Source organism: Thermodesulfobacteriota bacterium, assembly GCA_034189135.1.
Taxonomy (GTDB): domain Bacteria; phylum Desulfobacterota; class Desulfobacteria; order Desulfobacterales; family JAUWMJ01; genus JAUWMJ01.
On record JAXHVO010000095.1, the window covers coordinates 1 to 19,968 of the forward strand.

A 19,968-nucleotide genomic window follows, 5' to 3' on the forward strand; every position below is an offset into this window, starting at 1 on the left:
GAGAATAGTGCATTCATACGTGTAGCGAAGCCATAACCTGAGGAACCGTATGCGTTAATTGCGCTCGTACGGGTCTGTGGGGGCTCTGGGAGGGTAACCTCCCAGTTCTACCCGGAAACGTACAACATCGAATTTTGAATAAGGTATTCTGCCGATTTAAACCGATGGAGCGAAGCGATTTCATTATTCGATATTCAGTGTTCAACGTTCGATGTTGGACGTTCATTTTTTCTTTTAATTCATAGTTCAGTATTTAATAGAATGTGTTGCATTCAGACTTACGCCGGATCATGATCTCCCAATTTTCGCTCTGAGCTGCCCGCATGCCGCACATATGTCCCGCCCCTTGCTGTGGCGAATGATGGCCGTATAGCCGTTTTGGTGCAGAATCTCAAGAAATCGGTTTAAAACCGATTCTTCCGGCCGTCTGAAAACGCTTCCTTCATACTCATTAAAAGGAATCAGGTTTATTTTGGCCCTGATCGGCCGGAGCAGTTTAACCAACCGATAGGCATCTTCAGAGGAATCGTTTATTCCTTTTAACAGAATATATTCAAAGGTAATTCTTCTGCGGGGTTTTAAATGATACCTGCGGCAGGCATCCAGCAACTTTTCAATGGGATATTTTTTATTTATCGGCATGAGCCGGCTGCGCGTGTCATTGTCGGTGGCATTTAAGGATACAGCCAGATTAACCTCTGTTTCTTTGCCAAGATCCGAAAGCTTTTGAACCAGACCCGCTGTTGAGATCGTTACCTTGCGACTGGAAAACCCAAGGCCAAAGCTGTTGTTTAAAATGATGTCAACGGCATCAACCACGTTTTTATAATTTGCCAGAGGTTCACCCATTCCCATGAAAACAATGTTGGTTACCGGTTTTGGGCCCGCATGATTTTTTTTCACATCACGTATCTGGCTAACAATTTCACCTTTGGTAAGATTACGCGTAAATCCGTCTTTGGCGGTAAGACAGAAGCGGCACCCCTGGGCACAGCCTACCTGGCTGGATATGCAGAGCGTATAGTGATCTTTTTCAGGGATAAGGACGCTTTCAATATGATTTCCGTCTTGAAGCCTGAAAAGATATTTTCTGGAACCATCCTGCGATATTTTGGTGGTTACTTTTTCCAGGCGCTTGATGGAAAAATGGTCGGACAGGAGTTTTCTAACCTCTTTGCTTAAATCGGTCATGAGGTCAAATGAATCCGCCTGCTTAAGATAGATCCACTTTAAAATCTGTACCGATCGGTAAGGCTCAATTCCATTATTCTTAAGCCATGACGCCAGGTGCTTAGCTGACAGTTCTTTAATATCTGTGTTGTCTTTGTCGGCGAATAACATTGGGTTTAATTTTTCTTGACATAAAAAATATGAAATATTAATCTATTAGATTTTAATAATCAATAGGTATTCACGCTTTTGGCCTGCCAAAAGCGTTTGCCGCAATCAAAACAAGACACAGATAAAAATACCAATGTTTGAAAATTTAAGTGATAAACTTGCCCTGGTATTTAAAAAGCTCAAAGGGCATGGGAAATTAAGTGAGAAAAATATTGAGGAGGGTTTAAAAGAAGTACGTATGGCCCTGCTTGAAGCCGATGTCCACTATCGAGTGGTTAAAAAGTTTATTGCTGATATAAAGGAACGCGCTCTGGGCCAGGAGGTCATGTCAAGCCTGACGCCGGGCCAGCAGGTCATTAAAATTGTTAATGATGAATTAACCCGACTGATGGGCTCGAGCCATGAAGCATTAAACCTTTCAGGCCCAAAACCGGTTTCCATCATGTTGGTTGGTTTGCAGGGATCAGGCAAGACCACCACCTGCGGGAAAATTGCTGTTTTTTTAAGAGGGAAGGGGCGGCAGCCTTACCTGGTTCCGGCAGATGTTTATCGTCCTGCTGCCATTGATCAACTCCAAAAGCTGGGGGAACAGGTAAATGTTTCCGTATTCCCTTCGACCATGGAAATGGACCCGGTGACCATATGCAAAGATGCCCGAACGGCAGCTCAAAAAGAAGGATGTGATACGCTGATTCTTGATACCGCTGGCCGTTTGCATATTGATGAAGAGTTGATGGCAGAGCTGGTAAATATTAAGGGTGTTCTCAAACCGTCTGACATACTGCTGGTGGCGGATGCCATGACAGGTCAGGATGCGGTAAATATCTCAAAATCATTTGATGACGCTCTGGGTATCGGCGGTGTCGTCCTGACTAAAATGGATGGTGATGCTCGGGGCGGAGCAGCCCTTTCCATCAAGTCCATTACCCATAAACCGATCAAATTTGTCGGTGTCGGTGAAAAATTAAGCGATCTGGAGCCTTTTCATCCGGACAGAATGTCTTCCAGTATTCTGGGGATGGGAGATGTCCTCACCTTTATTGAAAAAGCCCAGTCGATGGTTGATGAAAAAAATGCGGCTGAAATTGAAAAAAAGTTAAGAAAAAGCCAATTTACCTTGGAGGATTTTCGCGACCAGATGGTTCAGATTCGAAAAATGGGCTCCGTATCAGATTTGCTGAAGATGATTCCCGGGGTGGGAAACAGCAAGCACATGAAAAACCTTAAGGTGGATGATAGAGAACTCGTCAAGGTTGAAGCCATGATTAATTCCATGACGACCCAGGAACGACATAAACATACCATTATAAATGGCAGTCGCAGAAAAAGAATTGCCAAAGGAAGCGGAACCCGTGTTCAAGATGTAAACAGACTTTTGAAAAATTACACCCAGGTAATGAAAATGATGAAAAAATTTAACAAAGGCGGTATGCGGTCAATGGGCCGTGGAATGCTGCCTTTTTAAAGGAGAGACCAAAATGTCAGTAAAAATCAGATTGGCCAGACATGGAGCAAAAAAAAGACCGTTTTACCGAATAGTTGTTGCTGATAATGAAAGCCCAAGGGATGGCAGGTATTTAGAAAGCGTGGGCACCTATAACCCTCTGGTGGAACCGGTAGAAGTTTCTGTTAAAAAGGAACGGATCAAATACTGGATGGGTCAGGGTGCCATTCCTTCAGATACCGTAAAAAGTCTTTTGAAAAAAGAAGGGTTTTTTGCTATGAATAAATAGCACTTAATAGACCTTTGAAAGATGTTTTGCTAAAGCGGGATTTCAGTTTAAGGATTCGCACAGGTAGACCTGGACTTTTACGGTTTTATAAAATGGTCATGTCAACGAGCCTGAATACTCAACCGCTAACACGCTAACAAAGGAGAGGGAGCTATGAAAGATCTGATTGGTTACATCGCTAAAGCACTGGTTGACCACCCTGAAGACGTCACGGTTTCCGAGGTTGAGGGCAATCAAACCTCGGTACTTGAGCTTAAAGTTGCCAAAGAGGATCTTGGCAAGGTTATCGGTAAGCAGGGAAGAACTGCGCGGGCAATGAGGACTATTTTAAGCGCAGCTTCCGCCAAGATAAAAAAGCGCACGGTTCTCGAGATTATAGAATAATAACGTGGTGAAGGAAAGCTTTCTTCTCATTGGCAAAATCACGGGGGCTCATGGTATCAAGGGAACCAGTAAGGTCTACGTATATTCTGAATCGTTATCTGCTTTTGAATCTGATAGACTTATCCTTTTAAAAAACCCCGAAGGGCTGGAAAAAACATATGAGATAAATTGGGTGAAGCCTCATGCGCGGGGCTTTTTATTATCTTTGAAGGGGGTAAGCTGCCGTGAAGAGGCCAAAACACTTATTGGGTCCGAGCTTTTTATCAATAAAGAAAAGCTCCCCGAACTGGAAGACGGTACCTACTACTGGTTCGATATCATCGGTTTGGCGGTATATACCATTGAAGATCAATATTTGGGCCGCGTTGAATCAATCATTCCCACCGGGAGCAACGATGTGTATGTGGTAAAGGATACCGCCGGTTGCCGTGAAGTGATGGTTCCCGCACTCGAATCCGTGGTGAAGAAAATCGATTTCAACTTAAAAATAATGCAGGTCGATCTGCCGGAAGGTTTATGACTCAACATAATGAATTTTATCGCCCTGACCATCTTCCCTGAGATGTTTCGTCTGTTTTCAGACCATGGGATTATAAGAAAAGCGATAGAAGAGAAAAAGATCCGGGTGTCAGCCATAAATATCAGAGATTTTGCGCTGGATAAACACCATGTGACAGATGACAGACCATACGGCGGCGGGTGCGGTATGCTCATGAAACCGGAGCCGGTTGCAGGTGCCATACGGGCTGCAAAAAAAGAAGTGCCATCGGCAAAAACCATCCTGCTTACGCCGGCCGGGCGTGTTTTTGATCACCAATTGGCCAATGAATTCAAATGTTACAGCGGGCTTATCCTGGTTTGCGGGCGCTACGAGGGTATGGATGAGCGGATCTGCCAAGAGTTCATCGATCACGAAGTTTCTTTGGGGGATTATGTGCTGACCGGTGGCGAACTTGCTGCCATGGTCCTCATTGATGCAGTGACCCGACTGATCCCAGGAATCCTCGGTGGCAGCGATTCGGCGGCGAAGGATTCATTTTCAGGCGGTCTTCTGGAGCATGCACAATACACCAGACCGCGCAATTTTGAAGGAGAAGAGGTTCCGGAAGTCCTGTTGTCCGGACACCACCGAGAGATAGAGAAGTGGCGTATGGAAACATCACTTATCCGGACCTTTTTGAAGAGAAAGGACTTGCTACAAAAAAGGCCTTTGGATAATGGGGAAATAGAAATTCTGCAAAAATGGTGTCAAGATATTGAAAAAATAATCAATTTAAACCAGGGAGGACATGAAAAACCAAAAAGTTAAAAAAAGTTTTAACTTGGAATACTGTGGTGAACGATTCTAAAAATTCAAATTTACCAAATCTTTATGTGGCCCTGCTTCACTATCCGGTGGTTAATAAAAACGGCGATGTCATTGCGTCTGCGGTTACAAATCTGGATTTGCATGATATTGCCAGGGCGGCAAAAACATACGGAATAAAATCATTTTATGTGGTGACACCCCTTGCAGACCAGAAAGCACTGGTGGAAAAAATTGTATCTCACTGGACCGAAGGCTTGGGTGCCAGGTATAATCCAACCAGGCGGGAAGCCTTGAAACTGATCCGTACAGAGGAGACTTTAGAAAAAGTTTATGACGATATTCGTAACAGCTGCAGTGTTTCACCCAAGACCGTTGTCACCAGTGCCAAAAACCGTTTTAAAAGTATAAGTTATGGTGAGCTTCGGGGCTTGTTAAAAAACGGTAAGCCATATCTCCTATTGATGGGCACAGCATGGGGGCTTTCGGACGGCTTTATTGCTGGCGTGGATTATGTGCTTGCGCCTATTAAGGGAACTGCGGACTACAATCACCTCTCGGTGAGGTCCGCTACGGCTGTTATTCTGGACAGATTATTGGCAAATGAAACATAATAACTTAAATTTTACGCTTTCGGCGGATTTTATTAAGGGAATTTTTTAATATGGAAAAAATTAAACAGTTAGAAAGAGAAATGATGCGTCTCGATCTTCCGGATTTTAAAGCGGGAGATACGGTTAAGGTTCACGTTAAAATAAGAGAAGGTGAGAAAGAACGGATTCAGATATTTCAAGGCGTGGTGATAAGTAAGCGAAAAGGAACCACAAACGCCACATTTACCGTGCGAAAAGTATCTTACGGCGTCGGGGTTGAGCGCATCTTCCAGCTCCATTCTCCCATTATAGACAAAATTGAAGTGGTTGCCAGAGGCCGTGTACGGCGCGCAAAAATCTATTATTTGCGTAAACTGCGGGGTAAGGCTGCAAGGATAAAAGAGCGGCGGCTGGACCAGTAGCCATTGCAATAATCATAAGTGTTCACCGGGTGAAGATTGTCCCGCCTTTTGGTTCCGAACAGGCCGAACAGTTGGCGATAGTTAAAGTGTGGTCTTTCAATTTTGTATGTGGTGGCATGGGGGACCACCCCTTGGCTTTTTAATCAGCAGTCAGGGCTGATTTCATGGAATCGGATGTGAAGTCTTTTGAAGAGAAAGCTTTGGAAAAAGGCTATCGGGCAGTTGCAGGCGTAGATGAAGCCGGCAGAGGTCCTCTGGCTGGCCCTGTCGTTTCTGCGGCCGTTGTTCTTCCGGTTATCTTTCCGGTTTCAGGGGTGACCGATTCCAAGAAAGTGGCAGCGAAAAAACGTGAAGCGCTTTATGAGAAGATTTACCGGCATGCGGTTTCCATCGGCATTGGGATTGTTGACCCGGTGGAAATAGATCGCATAAACATTCTAAAAGCCTCTCTCCTCTCCATGTCCATATCGGTAAAAAACCTGAGCCCCCAGCCTGACTGGCTCCTCATAGACGGCACATTTCAGATTCCGGCAGACATGCCGCAGGAAGCGATACCCAAAGGTGATGCATTGAGCATTTCAATTGCGGCCGCATCTATCGTTGCCAAAGTGACGCGAGATCGATTGATGGTAAGATATCATGAGGATTATCCGCAGTTTGGATTTGCCAAGCATAAGGGATATCCAACCACGGCTCACAAAGAAGCCATCCGAAAATATGGCTTGTGCCCCATTCACCGCCAGACCTTTCGTGGAGTTAAAGAATATTTATGATCCAATAAACGCAGTAAACACGGAAACTATATATGCCAAATCGCCGGCAACAATTTGGGAAAAAAAGTGAATCGCTTGCGGTGAGCTATCTTAAAAAGCAGGGATATAAAATCATAGAGCAAAATTTTCGTACCAAGCTGGGAGAGATCGATATTATTGCCAAAGAAAAAGGCGCCATCGCCTTTATTGAGGTTAAATCCAGAAAATCGAATAAGTTCGGAAATCCCAAATGGGCAATCACCCCACAAAAACAAAGAAAGATATCCATGGTGGCTCTCCAGTACCTGAAAACAACCATGCAAAGTCATGCCAAAGCCCGGTTCGATGTGGTATCCATTGTATCTTCTCATGAACACCCGAGTATTGAAATAATAAAAAATGCCTTTGAACTCGCCTACGGATGATTACCCGGACAAAAAAAAGGGAGGGAAGCTTTTTATTGTCGCCACTCCCATTGGTAATAAAGATGATATTACCGTAAGAGCGATTAATGTTCTTGGAGAAGTGGACCTGATTGCTGCCGAAGACACCCGGGAAACAGGTAAACTGCTGGCTGATCATAACATCAAGAACAAGCTTCTTTCCTACCACGAACACAATGCAACCAGGCGAACACCCGCACTGATTGGTAAACTGGAAAAAGGTCTATCCATTGCTCTGTTATCGGATGCCGGAACGCCATCCGTGTCTGACCCGGGTTACCGGTTGATAAAGGAGGCCGTTGCAAAAAACATTCGGGTCATCCCGATACCGGGCGTATCAGCCGCTACTGCTGCTCTGAGTGCTTCAGGTCTGGCCACCGATTCTTTTATTTTCATCGGGTTTGCGGCCAAAAAAAAACAAAAACGACAAAAACAGCTTCAGGAACTTGCCGATGAAAATAGAACCATGGTATTTTATGAATCCCCCCGCAGGGTTATATCCTTTTTGGATGAAATCATTGAAACAATGGGGGACCGCTATGCGGTTTTGGCACGTGAAATGACCAAACGCTACGAAGAATTTATTCGGGGCCATCTATCTGAAATCAAAAAAAAATTAAAAAAACGACCCTCAATAAAAGGCGAAATTACCCTGCTGGTTTCTGCAAGTGATTCAACGACAGATGTATCCATGGATGCGGTCAGGGATGATATTGTTAACTGTCTGAAGGGAGAAGAAATACGGTTGTCCGAGGTGGTTAAAAAAGTATCCAAAAAGCATCATGTTGCCAAAAATCTCATTTACCACGAGGCGTTGAAGATAAAAGGCAGATGACTCATTTCAAAACATTCTACAAGGCCAATTTTAACTAAACGGATTTGTTGCGATTATTCCATAATAGAGTTGTTCGTGGTTGAGATCTTCGGTCATTATTCTTTCACATCCGGCCCCTTCAGCGGCAGCCACAATCAGAGAATCCCAGTACGATATTTTATAAGTATCCAGTGTCTCTATGGCCCGTTTTACGATTAGCAAATCAATCTCTTGTACATTCATCACAGACACATTGTTTATTATTTCGCTGGCATCAAAAACTGATATCGGTTGCGGAATTCTTCTGGTAACAACAGTAAAAAATTCACCCAGAACTTGTGTGGATATCACAGCATTCCCATTTATTATTCCCTGCTTGAGCATATCCTGCGCTTTTTTCTGTTTATCAGGCTCATGACTATCATAAGCATATACAAGAATATTTGTATCAAAAAAATCACTGCCGGTCATAAAGTTCCTCTCTTTTCCAAGTACGCTTACCCATATCTCTGCTGCAACGCATAAAAGTTTCCAACAGCTTTTGGACAGACCTTTCTTTTTCCTGCATATCACGGTCGGCAACCGACCTGAGAAAGTCCCTGACCATGGCAGTTAGAGTTGTATCTTTGTCAATGGCAATTTTACGCACCTTTTTAATCACCTCTTTTTCTACACTCAGCGTAATATTTGGCATCATGCACCTCCCACCCTTAAACCCTTTTACACTTATTATGGGTGTTTTAATGAGAAATGTCAACAAAAATCCGACAAGCCTATACTTTATGTTCTATGGAAGAACACTCGAATCTTGGAATCCTTTTTATGATTGCCAAACCCAGAATCATAATTTAGCTTTGGCGATGATCATAAAAAATCTTGAGGTTTAAATAAGAAAGGAGCATCTCATATTTAAAACTCCTTGACTTTTTAGGACTATCATTTTTAAATCATCCGATGCTGACAGAACTTGAAAAGAAAATCATTGCCTCCATCCAGGGAGATATCCCGGTAATCAGCCGCCCGTACCTTGAAATATCTAACCGGTTGAATATATCGGAAGAGACGCTCCTGGAGACATTAAAAGATCTTTGTGACCGGGGGGTCATCAGGCGTTTTGGTGCCACCATTCGCCATCAGAAATCAGGGTTTGCCGCCAATGCCATGGTCGCCTGGATCGTTGATGAAGAACGGATGGAAGAAGTTGGGGAGAAGATGTCATCCTTTAAAGAAGTGTCCCACTGTTACAGACGCAATCCCACTGATGAATGGCCCTACAATCTTTATACCATGGTTCACGCCAAAGATGAAGAAATGTGCAGAAAAATTGCCCGGACGATGTCCGATGAGAGCCGTGTGAAAAACTATAAACTCCTTTTTAGCCGCAGGGAACTTAAGAAAACTTCAATGCAATATTTTTCAACTTCGTAAAAAATTTTAGCCTGACTAAAGTGAAACCGGACAAACCTTTCATCCTCCTGATAAATCCCTGGATACACGACTTCGCTGCTTACGATTTCTGGGCCAAACCGTTGGGACTTTTATCCATCGCCTCAATCTTAAGGAGGCATGGGTTCAAGGTCGCCTATATCGACTGCCTGGACAGGTTCCATCCCCATGCACCCAAAACCGATCCATATGCCAGACACGGCCGGGGTCCATTTTTAAAGGTGCGGATTCCAAAACCCAACGGACTTGAAGATGTTTCACGCCACTATAGCCGGTATGGAGTTAAGCTAAAATGGTTTAAACAAGATCTGCGTTCAATGCAACAGCCCGATCTTATTTTTGTGACTTCGCTGATGACCTACTGGTATCCCGGGCTGAAGGAAACCATAAAAATAGTAAAGGAAGTATATCCCGAGGTACCGGTTGTCCTTGGCGGAATTTATGCAACCCTTTGCACCGATCACGCCAAAGCGAATTGTGGAGCAGACCGGGTGGTGGCAGAACGCGGGGAAGAATCCATTCTGACACTCGCCGGCGAGTATACCGGTTATTTTGCCACTCGCAGGTTTGATCCGCATGATCTTAATACCTACCCTTATCCTGCCTTTGATCTTCAACATAAAATTACCTATGTGCCGCTGCTGACTTCGAAAGGTTGTCCTTTTTCCTGCGCCTACTGCGCATCCCACTTTTTAGATCCAAACAGAATGCTTCGAGAAGCGAGGTCGGTTGTTAAAGAGATAAAATTCTGGCATGAAAAATATAATGTCGCTGATTTTGTATTTTACGATGATGCGCTCCTGGTAGATGCCCCAAATCATGCCATTCCCATGCTGGAAGAGATCATTGGTGCAGGCTTGAAGGTGCGTTTTCACACTCCCAATGCGGTGCATATACGGGGAATTTCAAAAAAGACGGCTTCCCTGATGTTTAAGGCAGGTTTTAAAACGTTGCGTCTGGGGCTGGAAAGCGCTATGTTTGATTTTAGAAATGAAATGGACAGAAAGGTCACACTGGCAGAATTCAAAGAGGCCGTTATCTATCTGAAGCAAGCGGGATTCAGCAAAGAGCAGATCGGGGCATATCTCCTGGTGGGGCTTCCCGGCCAGACCGGAAGTTCCATAGAGTATTCGATTAAAGAGGTCATCCATCAGGGGATCATTCCCGTGCTTGCATATTATTCACCGATTCCGCATACTATGTTGTGGGACCGGGCAGTTGCCGCGTCCCGTTATGACCTGGAATCCGACCCTGTATTTACCAACAACGCCATATTTCCCTGCCAGCAGGAAAACTTTTCCTGGGAAAAAATATCCTACCTGAAAGGTCTGGCAGCCAGGAATACAAATTGAATAACCACTAATAAGGAGATTCTGATTATGCTGCAACTGAAAACCGTTGATTTGAAAAAGACAAAAATTGAAACCCTGGTTATCCCGGTTGGTGAAGACGCGCAGATACATGAAAATCGCGCCATAGTGTCTATTATCAACAAGGCCAAGAAACTCAAAGAGTTTAGCGGAAAGAAAGATGACGAAATCATTCTGTTTGGCCCTGCTGGAATCAAGGTGGAAAGGGTCCTCCTTTTCGGTCTGGGAAAGGCCAAGAAGATTGATGGTGAAACATTTCGCAACATGTCCGGCAAAGCGGTAAAAAAATGTATCAGTAAAAACCTGTTCCAGGTTTTAATTGCCGTTCCTGCTGTAAAAAAGTTAAACATGGAAATGTCCCAGATTTTGCAGCCTCTTTTAGAGGGTGCCTTTCTGGGGAACCATATTTTTAATCGATACAAGAAGGAAAAGAAACAAAAGGCACTTCGGGCCATTCACTTTTTGGTGGAGCCTGATACGGCAAAGGGTTTTAGAAAACTGCCGGCTAAAATTGAGGCGGTATGTAGGGGAACCGTTTTAACCCGCGACTGGGTGAATACACCTTCCAATGATAAAAGACCGGAGCAGTTCGCCAGATCAATTGCAACAGCGGCAAAAAAAGCGAATCTTAAAGTAAATGTATTAAGCGAAAATATTTTGCGACAAAAAAAGTTCGGCGCCATGCTGGCCGTGGCAAAGGGAAGTGGCAGCAAGCCTTGCATGGTTGCCCTTGAGTATAAGCCGAAAACATTTAAAAAAACGATTGTTCTGGTTGGCAAAGGAGTCACTTTTGACTCGGGCGGTATCAACTTGAAACCGACCGGATCTCTTGAGACCATGAAGATGGATATGGCCGGTGCGGCCACAGTTGCATCCGCACTGATTGCCACTGCCGCTGTTAAACCCAAAGTTCGGGTGATCGGAGTTCTTCCTATTGTTGAAAACATGCTCTCGGGAGACGCGACCCGTCCGGGGGATATTGTCAAAAGTTTTAGCGGGAAAACGGTTGAAATCGGAAATACAGATGCCGAAGGTCGGCTGATACTGGCGGATGCCATGTCCTATGCGATTAAGCAATATAAGCCCCAGGTGTTGATTGATATGGCCACGCTTACCGGGGCTTGCGTGGTCGCCTTGGGCGAGAAGCTTGCCGGGGTGTTTTCCGCGGACCATGATTTGGCCGAAATGATTATTCAATCCGGGGAAAAATTGCATGAACGCTGCTGGCGACTTCCCCTGCCCGAAGATTACAAGGAATTGCTGAAAAGCGATTTTGCCGATATCAATAACATGCCGAATACCCGGTGGGGAGGTGCCATTACTGCGGCTCTCTTTTTATCGGAGTTTGTTTCAGATACCCGGTGGGCCCATATCGACATTGCAGGCCCCGCATACAATAAAAAAGAAAACGCATACTGCCCTGCCGGAGGCACCGGCTTTGGGGTGCGGCTGATTTGTGATGTGATACAAAAGCTGGGAAAATAGGAGGTTGAGTGTATTTTCCCTTATGTGTCAAATTGTTTTTAAAAGATGAACGTCGAACATCGAACATTGAACGTCCAACATCGAATGAAAAACAAACGTTCAGTGACTATTTGTATTTTTTTCAGCCGTTTTGATACTCGTTACGAAAATCTTAATTAATTCTTCTGTTTCTTCTAAAATATGATTTAGTAGTTCGGGTTTCTTAATGAGTGGCACACGCTGGATAAGTTTTAACCATCGCTGGGTTTCTCTCAGTTCCTTTAATGAAATACGAAGTTTATGGATAAAGTCCTTAGGAGATTCCGCTGCCTGGGCTTCACCATGGTTTGGATAGGGTGATGTTCCTGATCTTAACAATTGGCCCGCAACATGGTTTCCCGTTCTGGTATTAGGAAGCTTCTCAACGGTCTTGATGATTCTCACCGAATAGCTGAGAAGCCTTTCTTCCAAGTCATACGCTTGTTTTTTCATCTTTTTCCATTCAACATTCGATGTTGGACGTTCGATGTTCGATGTTTATTTTTTCAGTAAACGTTCAACAGTTCGTCAAGCGTAACAATAGGTTAGCAGCTTTGTGGTATATGATCGTGTTTCTATTTTAACCTTACCTTTACCGAATTTGCATGCGCCTCCAGTCCTTCGATCTGTGCCAGACGGATGATGTCTGCTGCCTCTTTTTTAAAGGCCTCTTTCGAATAATGAATCAGGCTGGTCTTTTTGACAAAGTGATCCACCGAAAGGGCTGAAGCAAATCTTGCGGTACCGGAGGTGGGAAGGACGTGGTTGGGACCGGCCATATAATCACCCACCGGCTCAGGCGTGTATTGGCCCAAAAATACCGCCCCGGCATTTCTGATCTGGCCGATATATTCAAAGGGCTGTTGGGTCTGAATCTCAAGGTGTTCCGGTGCAATCCGGTTGGCCAGTTTGATGGCAGCCGTCATATCCGGCACCACCATGATTGCGCCGTATCTGGAGAGTGATTTTTTGGCAATGTCTTTCCTGGATAGATGTTCGATCTGTTTTTCCACAGCGCCGGCAGTTGCTTTGGCCGTTTCCAGGGAATCGGTCACCAGCACGGCTGAAGCCAGAACGTCATGCTCCGCCTGGGAAAGGAGATCTGCTGCCAGAAATTCCGGTTCCGCCGTATTATCCGCCACAATCAGAATCTCACTGGGACCTGCGATCATATCGATTCCGGCTGTGCCGGATACAATCTTTTTTGCCAGGGCCACATAAATATTCCCGGGTCCGACGATTACATCCACTTTATCGATCGTTCGGGTGCCGTAAGCAAGTGCGGCAACGGCCCAGGCACTTCCCACCTTATAAATTTCATCGATGCCGGTTTTCTTTGCGGCAAACAGAAGATGAGGGTTCACCCCTCCATCCTCAGTTGACGGTGTTACCATGATAATCCGCCTGACACCGGCGACTTTTGCAGGTATCACGCCCATCAGTACGGAAGAAACCAGCGGGGTCTTGCCGCCCTTTGCTCCCGGGACATAAACCCCGGCGGTATCCACCGGATTCACCAGTTGTCCTAAAACCGTACCGGACCTGTCGGTATTGATCCAGGATTTTTCCAGCTGCCGCTGATGGAAGGCCTCTATCTGTTTGGCCGCACGGTTTAAAGAGCGGACAAAAGACCGGTTCACTTTTTTTGCTGCGGCATCGATTTCTTTTTTTGATACCTTAATCGATTTTTCGGTCAGAGCCGGTGAATCAAAGCGGTTGGCGTATTTAACCAGGGCTTTATCTCCATTTTTTCGGACATCTTCAAGAATCCGCGTGACATAAAGCACGTCCTTTTTCTTAAAATCGATGCTACGATTTATAATGGCTAAAAGTTTTTTTTCCGCTGATTTTGCAGGATAATGATAAATTTTCATGACTGTTTCTTTCCCTGGTTGGTAGTCAACCCAAAACAACATTTGTCGAAGGGTTAGTTTGGGTCATTTCGTTTTTTAGCGTGTCAACTCCTTTAAAATTTCAGTCTTTATTATTCTTATATTGACTAATCATAACGATTCTTTCATATACTAGTTATCTTACTTTTATATTTATACATTACTGATTGACATATTTTTCGCCATCTGTAAAATAAAAACATTAAAACTCTATAAATCGGGAGGGAAAAAACATGAAATACAATCGAATTTACAACTTTAACGCCGGACCTGCCGCCCTTCCCCTTGAGGTGCTTGAGGAAATCAAAGAATCATTCTTAAACTTTGACTCGTCCGGAATGTCGATTACTGAAATCAGCCACCGGTCCAAATGGTTTGACGATGTGATAAACGATGCGGTTGCCAGAACCAAGCGACTGTTAAGCCTGGACGACAACTTTCATGTCCTGTTTATCCAGGGAGGCGCCAGCATGCAATTTTGCATGATTCCCATGAATTTTCTTTCCGGAGATAAGTCTGCCGACTATGTGGATACGGGGACGTGGTCCACCAAGGCAATAAAGGAGGCCCAAATTCAGGGCAAGGCGATCAAAGTGGTGGCCTCTTCTGAAGATAAAAACTATTCATACATCCCCCAGGACATTCCATTCAGCAGCGATGCGACATTTGTCCACATTACCTCCAATAACACCATCAAAGGAACCCAATGGGCAGCGTTTCCCGATACCAAGGGGGTTCCTTTAATTGCCGACATGTCCTCCGACATCATGAGCCGGCCCTTTGACGCTGAGAAATTCGGTTTTATTTATGCAGGTGCCCAAAAAAATATCGGCCCTGCCGGTGTATGCATGGCCATCATACGGGACGATTTTTTAAATATGGTGCCCGACACACTGCCTTCCATGCTGAAATATTCAACCTATGCGACTAAAAATTCCATGTATAACACTCCTCCATGTTTTGCGGTTTATACCATTCAACTGGTGTTAAAATGGCTGGAAGAAACCATAGGCGGCCTTGACAAGATGGAATCATTCAACCAGGAGAAGGGGCAGCTTATTTACAATTTTCTCGATTCCAGCGACTTTTACCGGGCAACGGCCCAGGCGGACAGCCGTTCTTTGATGAACGTCACCTTCCGCCTTCCCAATGAAGACCTGGAAAAGCGCTTTGTCCAGGAAGCATTGGAAAACGACCTTGGCGGTCTGAAGGGGCACCGCAGCGTGGGGGGCTGCAGGGCCTCCATTTATAATGCAACCCCTTTACAAGCTATAGAAACCCTGGTCGATTTTATGAAAAATTTTGCCGACAAAAACGGCTAACGGTAACCAGATAACAGCTTGCTTCAACCCGGGTACTCAATAACGATAGAGTACCGGGCGGTGGTAAGGTCAAATACTTGCTATATCGTTGTAATAAGATATATATTGCCCCGTTCGGGCAGCTTACAAACCATCCATACCAAAAGGAGGCAGAAAGATGGACAAAATTTTAAGGATAGACATGGGAGCCGATGGCGGCCCCAAGATCGATGTTCAACCTGTCGGTGACTATGCCGGTCTTGGCGGTCGTGCCATGACCTCCGGAATTGTCGCAAAGGAGGTCCCGCCCCTTTGTCACCCCCTGGGGGAAAATAACAAGCTGGTTATCGCACCGGGTATGCTTAGCGGCAGCGCTGCCGTTCAGTCGGGCCGAATTTCCGTTGGTTGTAAGAGCCCGCTTACCGGTGGAATCAAGGAGGCCAACTCCGGAGGACAGGGTGCCCAGGTTCTTGCCAGGCTGGGATATGCAGCTATCGTTCTGGAAGGAAAACCGAAAGATGATACCCTGTTCAAAGTATTCATCAACAAGGACGGTGTAAAAATAGAACCTGACAACAGCTTGAAAATGCTGGGGAACTATGACCTTGTCGACAAAATGAAAGGGGCCTACGGGGATAAGATTGCCTGTGTCTCCATCGGGCCTGCCGGTGAAATGAAGATGTCGGCCGCTTCGGTGGCTTTTACCGACATGGAGTTGCGGCCCACCCGTCATGCGGGACGTGGCGGCGTAGGTGCGGTCATGGGTAGCAAGGGAGTCAAGGTAATCGTGCTCGATGACAGCGGAACCTCATTCAGAGCGCCCAAAGATCCCGATAAGTTCAAGGAAGCCAACAAGGCCTTTACCCAGGGCCTGAAAAAACATCCGGTGACTGGTGAAGGTCTTCCGGCTTACGGAACCAATGTTTTGACCAACGTGGTCAATGAAGCCGGCGGATATCCCACCAATAATTTTGCATCGGGCCGTTTTGACGGTGCTTCCAAGATCAGCGGTGAAACCCAGGCTGAAACGGAAACCGCCCGCGGCGGCAAGGCCACCCACGGCTGCCACAAAGGATGCATCATTCAATGCTCCGGGATTTATAATGACAAGGACGGCAACTTCCTAACCAAGCAACCGGAATATGAAACGGTATGGGCCCATGGCGGCAACTGCGGAATTGACGATCTGGATTCAATTGCCATGCTTGATCGTCTTGATGACGATTTCGGACTCGACACCATTGAAATGGGTGCCACCATCGGTGTGGCCATGGAAGCGGGAATCGCCAAGTTCGGAGATGCAGAGGCAGCCATTAACCTGATCAAAGAAGTCGGCCAAGGAACCCCATTGGGGCGCATCCTGGGAAACGGCGCTGCGGTAACCGGTAAAGTATTCGGCGTTGAAAGAGTTCCGGTGGTCAAAGGCCAGGCCCTTCCGGCTTATGATCCCAGAGCGGTTCAGGGTATTGGGGTCACCTATGCCACCAGCACCATGGGGGCGGATCACACCGCAGGTTATGCGGTTGCCACCAACCTTTTAAAGGTGGGAGGCGATGTGGACCCCTTGAAGCCCGAAGGACAGGTAGAGCTTTCCAGGAATCTTCAAATCGCCACCGCGGCTGTCGATGCCACCGGCATGTGTCTATTTATTGCCTTTGCCATTTTGGATCAGGAAGACACCTTTCAGGCGCTGCTCGATTTAATCAGCGGTTTTACCGGTGCGCCTCTGACCGCCGATGATGTCACCAATCTGGGAAAAGCGATTCTCAAAAACGAAAGAGAATTCAATGAAAAGGCCGGTTTCACCAATAAGGATGACCGTCTGCCTGAATTTTTTAACAAAGAGGCCTTGCCGCCCCATAACATTGCCTTCCAGGTTTCAGATGACGAACTGGATCAGGTGTATAACTGGTAGCAACCAAGCCTTTTTGCTTTGAATTTATGGGGAGACCGTTTTTGGGTCTCCCCATTTTATTTTCCGGGTCTCATGTTTATCGAACCCGGGTGACGAGGCATTCATGCGTCATAACAAAGCGAACATCAATCTAAGTCTGACCCTGAAAAAAAAGCTAATCGTGATTTTTTATCAGCTCCTTTCCCAGGGATTTATCATATACTCCCGGACAGGCTGTTCGGTAAAGGAATTGCTCTGCGGACAACTCGGTATCCGGGATGAATATTTGGCAGAAAGAATTCAGACCATCTTTCTGGATTACAAAACAGTTGACGATGTCGACGCTGCTATTATCCAACCCGGATCAACCCTTGCTCTTTCAGCAGCCATGCCTGGCGTTTTAGGAGCAACCTTAAGAAAAGGCGGATGGTATGCCCCCATGCGCAGGCAGATTTCTCATGATAAGGCTATTGCATCGGATAAGAAGGAGAAAGGCGAGGTGACCATCAAACTGTTTAACCTGATCGTGCGGGAGCTGGGACCTCTTTTTTTACAGCAGGGAATTTCCGTCAAGGGAGAAGATTTTTTTGATATCGTGGCTCGAAATGAAAGCGTTTTTATGGCCGGATGTAAAACAGCGATTAAGGACGACCACGAGATCGGCCCGGAAAAACTCATGGAGAATGACTGGCAGGGGAAACAGGTGTTACTGCAAATAACCCTATAAAGACATTTATAGCTAACCGTAATACGTCTTTTGCTTACTCGTTTGTCTATCGAGTAAGTGTTCCGGGTTACGAGCTGCGTGTTGCGAGTATGTTAAGCGGAAACAATCCTTTTTAAAACCCGTAACTCGAAACTCGGAACCCACAACAATATCACATGATATAAAAAGAAGTTGTTGCTAAATAAAGCTTGTAAGTTGCCTTGTAGGTATAAAATCATTAAGAAACTAACCCCCTCCTACCGGTGGAAAAAGCCCCAGCCGGTCGCCATTTTTTAAAGTGGAATCTGTTTTGGCGTGCACGCCGTTTATAAAGATCAGTTTAACGGAATCCTCAGGTATTTTCAGTTTTTGTATCACATCTTTCACGCACACGCCCTGTATTACATCGATTACCGATGGATTTCCCCCGGTTTCATTTTTCAAATATTTTTTAAGGGTTGCATAAAGATTGACTTCGATTTTCATTTCCACACACTCCCGAAATTTGATTAAATAATTACCCCAATACATCCAGCGGACTTTTTACCCCAAGTCTATTTTTAGTTGCCACATGTGTATATATCATGGTGGTCTGGACATTTGAGTGACCGAGAAGCTCCTGAATCGTTCGAATGTCGTACCCTTTTTCAAGTAGGTGCGTAGCAAAACTGTGTCTTAATGTATGAACACTGACTTTTTTAGCAATCCGTGCACGCTGCGATGCCTTTCGAATACTCCGCTGGAGGGTATTATGATGCAGGTGATGGCGCCTGATCTTTTTGGTTCTTGGATCAACTGACAGTGTGCGGGAGGGAAATAACCAGTACCATAACCACTCCCGGGAAGCGTTGGGATACTTTCGCCCCAGAGCATTTGGCATATGAACACCGGACAAATTCTCTTTTCGATCTTTATCGTATAGGTTTCTAACTGAATCTATATGCTCACGCATATCATTTTTCAGGCTTTCCGGTAGCAGTGTTTGACGATCCTTGTCTCCCTTACCTGAGCGGATCATCACACAGCTTCGCTCAAAATCAATATCCTTGATACGGAGCTTGAGGCATTCATTTAGTCGAAGACCTCCGCCATAGATGATCCTGGCCATCAAAAGTTGTGTTTCTTTTAAATGATCAAATAACTGCAAAATTTCCTGTTTCGATAAAACAACCGGCAATCTTTTTCGTTTTTTTGCCCGTACCACCTGATTCAGATCTCCCGCATCTTTTTCCAACACATACCGATAAAAAAACAACAGGGCGTTAAAGGCCTGATTCTGAGTTGAAAAGCCAATCTTACTATTTACTGCAAGATGTGACAGAAAATCGATGATATCCTGTTTTTCCAAAGCATCGGGCGCCTTGCCTTCCAGAAACTGATAAAACCGCCTGATCCATGAAACATAGGTCTTTTCGGTACTAAATGATCTTTGTTTCAGACGGAGCATGCGAATCATTTCCTGTGCCGTAGCGGTCCATTTTTTATCACTCTCAATCCCTTTATTCTCTCCGGACCGTTCTCCCTTTCTTTTCACAAACTGAAATAGATTAATCGCCTCTTTTGCCTGCTGTACCTGCCAGTCTTCTCTCTTTTTGGATAGCCCCATTAAGAAGCTCTCAATTTCCTTTTGTGTAACCGGTTCTTCTGGTTCTTTACCGCAATAATTATAAAACCGGGACACCCAGGATAAATAATAAGGGACTTGTTTCTCAGGAATAGCTGCTTTTAAGAGTAGGTAATTTTCGTAATTTTTCATGATAAATAATTTTATCTATTTTTATATTGACTCAACATAATATAAATAATTCTTATCTATTTCACACATTATGACAAAAATCAAGCTTTAAATTATATTTCCAATAATCATCCAATTATCTATCTATCTATTTGTAATTATATTATTATAATAACAAGCAACTTGACAGGTCACCATATATCCATATATAATTGTTCATTAGTGTCCGGTTAAAATTTTATAAAAGCTTCTAACTAATTAATATAATACGATTTAGTGACGATATCAAGAGGGATCGATTTGAAATCAGCTTATTAGGCCTGATATTCCTTT

The 19,968-nt window shown here is 44.9% G+C and carries 23 protein-coding genes; 16 read left to right on the forward strand and 7 right to left on the reverse strand.

The window, feature by feature from the left end:
* Positions 1 to 288: 288 nt before the first annotated feature.
* A complete protein-coding gene (gene rlmN, locus SWH54_14300) occupies positions 289 to 1,341 on the reverse strand; it encodes a 23S rRNA (adenine(2503)-C(2))-methyltransferase RlmN (GenBank protein MDY6792429.1) in 1,053 nt (350 codons plus the stop codon).
* A 133-nt stretch (positions 1,342 to 1,474) separates the two neighbouring features.
* Between rlmN and ffh the strand changes: the two genes are divergently transcribed.
* The 10 genes from ffh (at position 1,475) to rsmI (ending at position 7,809) form a co-directional block, all read left to right on the forward strand.
* Positions 1,475 to 2,806, forward strand: coding sequence for a signal recognition particle protein (gene ffh, locus SWH54_14305; protein MDY6792430.1), 1,332 nt, complete (start codon positions 1,475 to 1,477; stop codon positions 2,804 to 2,806).
* A gap of 13 nt (positions 2,807 to 2,819) precedes the next feature.
* Positions 2,820 to 3,074: a 30S ribosomal protein S16 gene (gene rpsP / locus SWH54_14310; GenBank protein MDY6792431.1), complete on the forward strand. Its 255-nt coding sequence runs from the start codon at positions 2,820 to 2,822 to the stop codon at positions 3,072 to 3,074.
* Positions 3,075 to 3,227: 153 nt separating this feature from the next.
* Positions 3,228 to 3,458, forward strand: a complete 231-nt coding sequence (locus tag SWH54_14315; protein MDY6792432.1) for a KH domain-containing protein — start codon at positions 3,228 to 3,230, stop codon at positions 3,456 to 3,458.
* A 7-nt stretch (positions 3,459 to 3,465) separates the two neighbouring features.
* Positions 3,466 to 3,978: a ribosome maturation factor RimM gene (rimM, locus tag SWH54_14320; protein MDY6792433.1), complete on the forward strand. Its 513-nt coding sequence runs from the start codon at positions 3,466 to 3,468 to the stop codon at positions 3,976 to 3,978.
* Between the two features lie 9 nt (positions 3,979 to 3,987).
* Complete coding sequence (trmD, locus tag SWH54_14325; GenBank protein ID MDY6792434.1) at positions 3,988 to 4,767, forward strand: tRNA (guanosine(37)-N1)-methyltransferase TrmD; 780 nt, start codon at positions 3,988 to 3,990, stop codon at positions 4,765 to 4,767.
* Between the two features lie 26 nt (positions 4,768 to 4,793).
* Complete coding sequence (locus tag SWH54_14330) at positions 4,794 to 5,378, forward strand: RNA methyltransferase (GenBank protein MDY6792435.1); 585 nt, start codon at positions 4,794 to 4,796, stop codon at positions 5,376 to 5,378.
* 50 nt (positions 5,379 to 5,428) lie between these two features.
* Entirely contained in the window at positions 5,429 to 5,779 is a 351-nt protein-coding gene (rplS, locus tag SWH54_14335) for a 50S ribosomal protein L19 (protein ID MDY6792436.1), read from the forward strand.
* A gap of 164 nt (positions 5,780 to 5,943) precedes the next feature.
* On the forward strand, positions 5,944 to 6,552 hold the full coding sequence (locus SWH54_14340) for a ribonuclease HII (GenBank protein MDY6792437.1): 609 nt from the start codon (positions 5,944 to 5,946) through the stop codon (positions 6,550 to 6,552).
* Positions 6,553 to 6,584: 32 nt separating this feature from the next.
* Entirely contained in the window at positions 6,585 to 6,956 is a 372-nt protein-coding gene (locus SWH54_14345) for a YraN family protein (GenBank protein MDY6792438.1), read from the forward strand.
* On the forward strand, positions 6,931 to 7,809 hold the full coding sequence (gene rsmI / locus SWH54_14350) for a 16S rRNA (cytidine(1402)-2'-O)-methyltransferase (protein MDY6792439.1): 879 nt from the start codon (positions 6,931 to 6,933) through the stop codon (positions 7,807 to 7,809). The genes SWH54_14345 and rsmI overlap by 26 nt, the downstream gene beginning before the upstream one ends.
* Positions 7,810 to 7,839: 30 nt before the next feature.
* Here rsmI and SWH54_14355 read toward each other — a convergent pair whose 3' ends face one another.
* On the reverse strand, positions 7,840 to 8,259 hold the full coding sequence (locus SWH54_14355; protein ID MDY6792440.1) for a PIN domain-containing protein: 420 nt from the start codon (positions 8,257 to 8,259) through the stop codon (positions 7,840 to 7,842).
* Positions 8,246 to 8,485, reverse strand: a complete 240-nt coding sequence (locus tag SWH54_14360; protein ID MDY6792441.1) for a DUF6364 family protein — start codon at positions 8,483 to 8,485, stop codon at positions 8,246 to 8,248. Before SWH54_14360 ends, SWH54_14355 begins: the two co-directional genes overlap by 14 nt.
* A 257-nt stretch (positions 8,486 to 8,742) precedes the next feature.
* On the opposite strand from SWH54_14360, the gene SWH54_14365 reads away from it, so the two are divergent.
* The 3 genes from SWH54_14365 to SWH54_14375 are packed head-to-tail and all read left to right on the forward strand — an operon-like array spanning position 8,743 to position 12,089.
* Positions 8,743 to 9,216: an Lrp/AsnC family transcriptional regulator gene (locus tag SWH54_14365; protein ID MDY6792442.1), complete on the forward strand. Its 474-nt coding sequence runs from the start codon at positions 8,743 to 8,745 to the stop codon at positions 9,214 to 9,216.
* A gap of 20 nt (positions 9,217 to 9,236) precedes the next feature.
* Positions 9,237 to 10,586, forward strand: coding sequence for a radical SAM protein (locus SWH54_14370; GenBank protein MDY6792443.1), 1,350 nt, complete (start codon positions 9,237 to 9,239; stop codon positions 10,584 to 10,586).
* A 27-nt stretch (positions 10,587 to 10,613) separates the two neighbouring features.
* Entirely contained in the window at positions 10,614 to 12,089 is a 1,476-nt protein-coding gene (locus SWH54_14375; protein MDY6792444.1) for a leucyl aminopeptidase, read from the forward strand.
* Positions 12,090 to 12,188: 99 nt separating this feature from the next.
* Here the strand turns inward: SWH54_14375 and SWH54_14380 are convergent, their stop codons facing one another.
* Positions 12,189 to 12,560 carry a four helix bundle protein gene (locus tag SWH54_14380; protein ID MDY6792445.1) on the reverse strand — a complete coding sequence of 124 codons (372 nt, stop codon included), beginning with the start codon at positions 12,558 to 12,560 and terminating at the stop codon, positions 12,189 to 12,191.
* A gap of 122 nt (positions 12,561 to 12,682) precedes the next feature.
* Positions 12,683 to 13,981 (reverse strand): histidinol dehydrogenase, encoded by a 1,299-nt coding sequence (gene hisD / locus SWH54_14385; GenBank protein ID MDY6792446.1) that lies wholly within the window; start codon positions 13,979 to 13,981, stop codon positions 12,683 to 12,685.
* 251 nt (positions 13,982 to 14,232) lie between these two features.
* On the opposite strand from hisD, the gene serC reads away from it, so the two are divergent.
* The 3 genes from serC (at position 14,233) to SWH54_14400 (ending at position 17,921) form a co-directional block, all read left to right on the forward strand.
* Positions 14,233 to 15,321, forward strand: a complete 1,089-nt coding sequence (gene serC, locus SWH54_14390) for a 3-phosphoserine/phosphohydroxythreonine transaminase (protein MDY6792447.1) — start codon at positions 14,233 to 14,235, stop codon at positions 15,319 to 15,321.
* Positions 15,322 to 15,478: 157 nt separating this feature from the next.
* Positions 15,479 to 17,215 (forward strand): aldehyde ferredoxin oxidoreductase C-terminal domain-containing protein, encoded by a 1,737-nt coding sequence (locus SWH54_14395; GenBank protein MDY6792448.1) that lies wholly within the window; start codon positions 15,479 to 15,481, stop codon positions 17,213 to 17,215.
* Positions 17,216 to 17,318: 103 nt separating this feature from the next.
* Entirely contained in the window at positions 17,319 to 17,921 is a 603-nt protein-coding gene (locus SWH54_14400) for a hypothetical protein (protein ID MDY6792449.1), read from the forward strand.
* A 225-nt stretch (positions 17,922 to 18,146) separates the two neighbouring features.
* Here the strand turns inward: SWH54_14400 and SWH54_14405 are convergent, their stop codons facing one another.
* Positions 18,147 to 18,386 (reverse strand): MoaD/ThiS family protein, encoded by a 240-nt coding sequence (locus SWH54_14405; protein MDY6792450.1) that lies wholly within the window; start codon positions 18,384 to 18,386, stop codon positions 18,147 to 18,149.
* A 31-nt stretch (positions 18,387 to 18,417) separates the two neighbouring features.
* Positions 18,418 to 19,656, reverse strand: a complete 1,239-nt coding sequence (locus SWH54_14410; GenBank protein MDY6792451.1) for an integron integrase — start codon at positions 19,654 to 19,656, stop codon at positions 18,418 to 18,420.
* Positions 19,657 to 19,968: the final 312 nt, after the last annotated feature.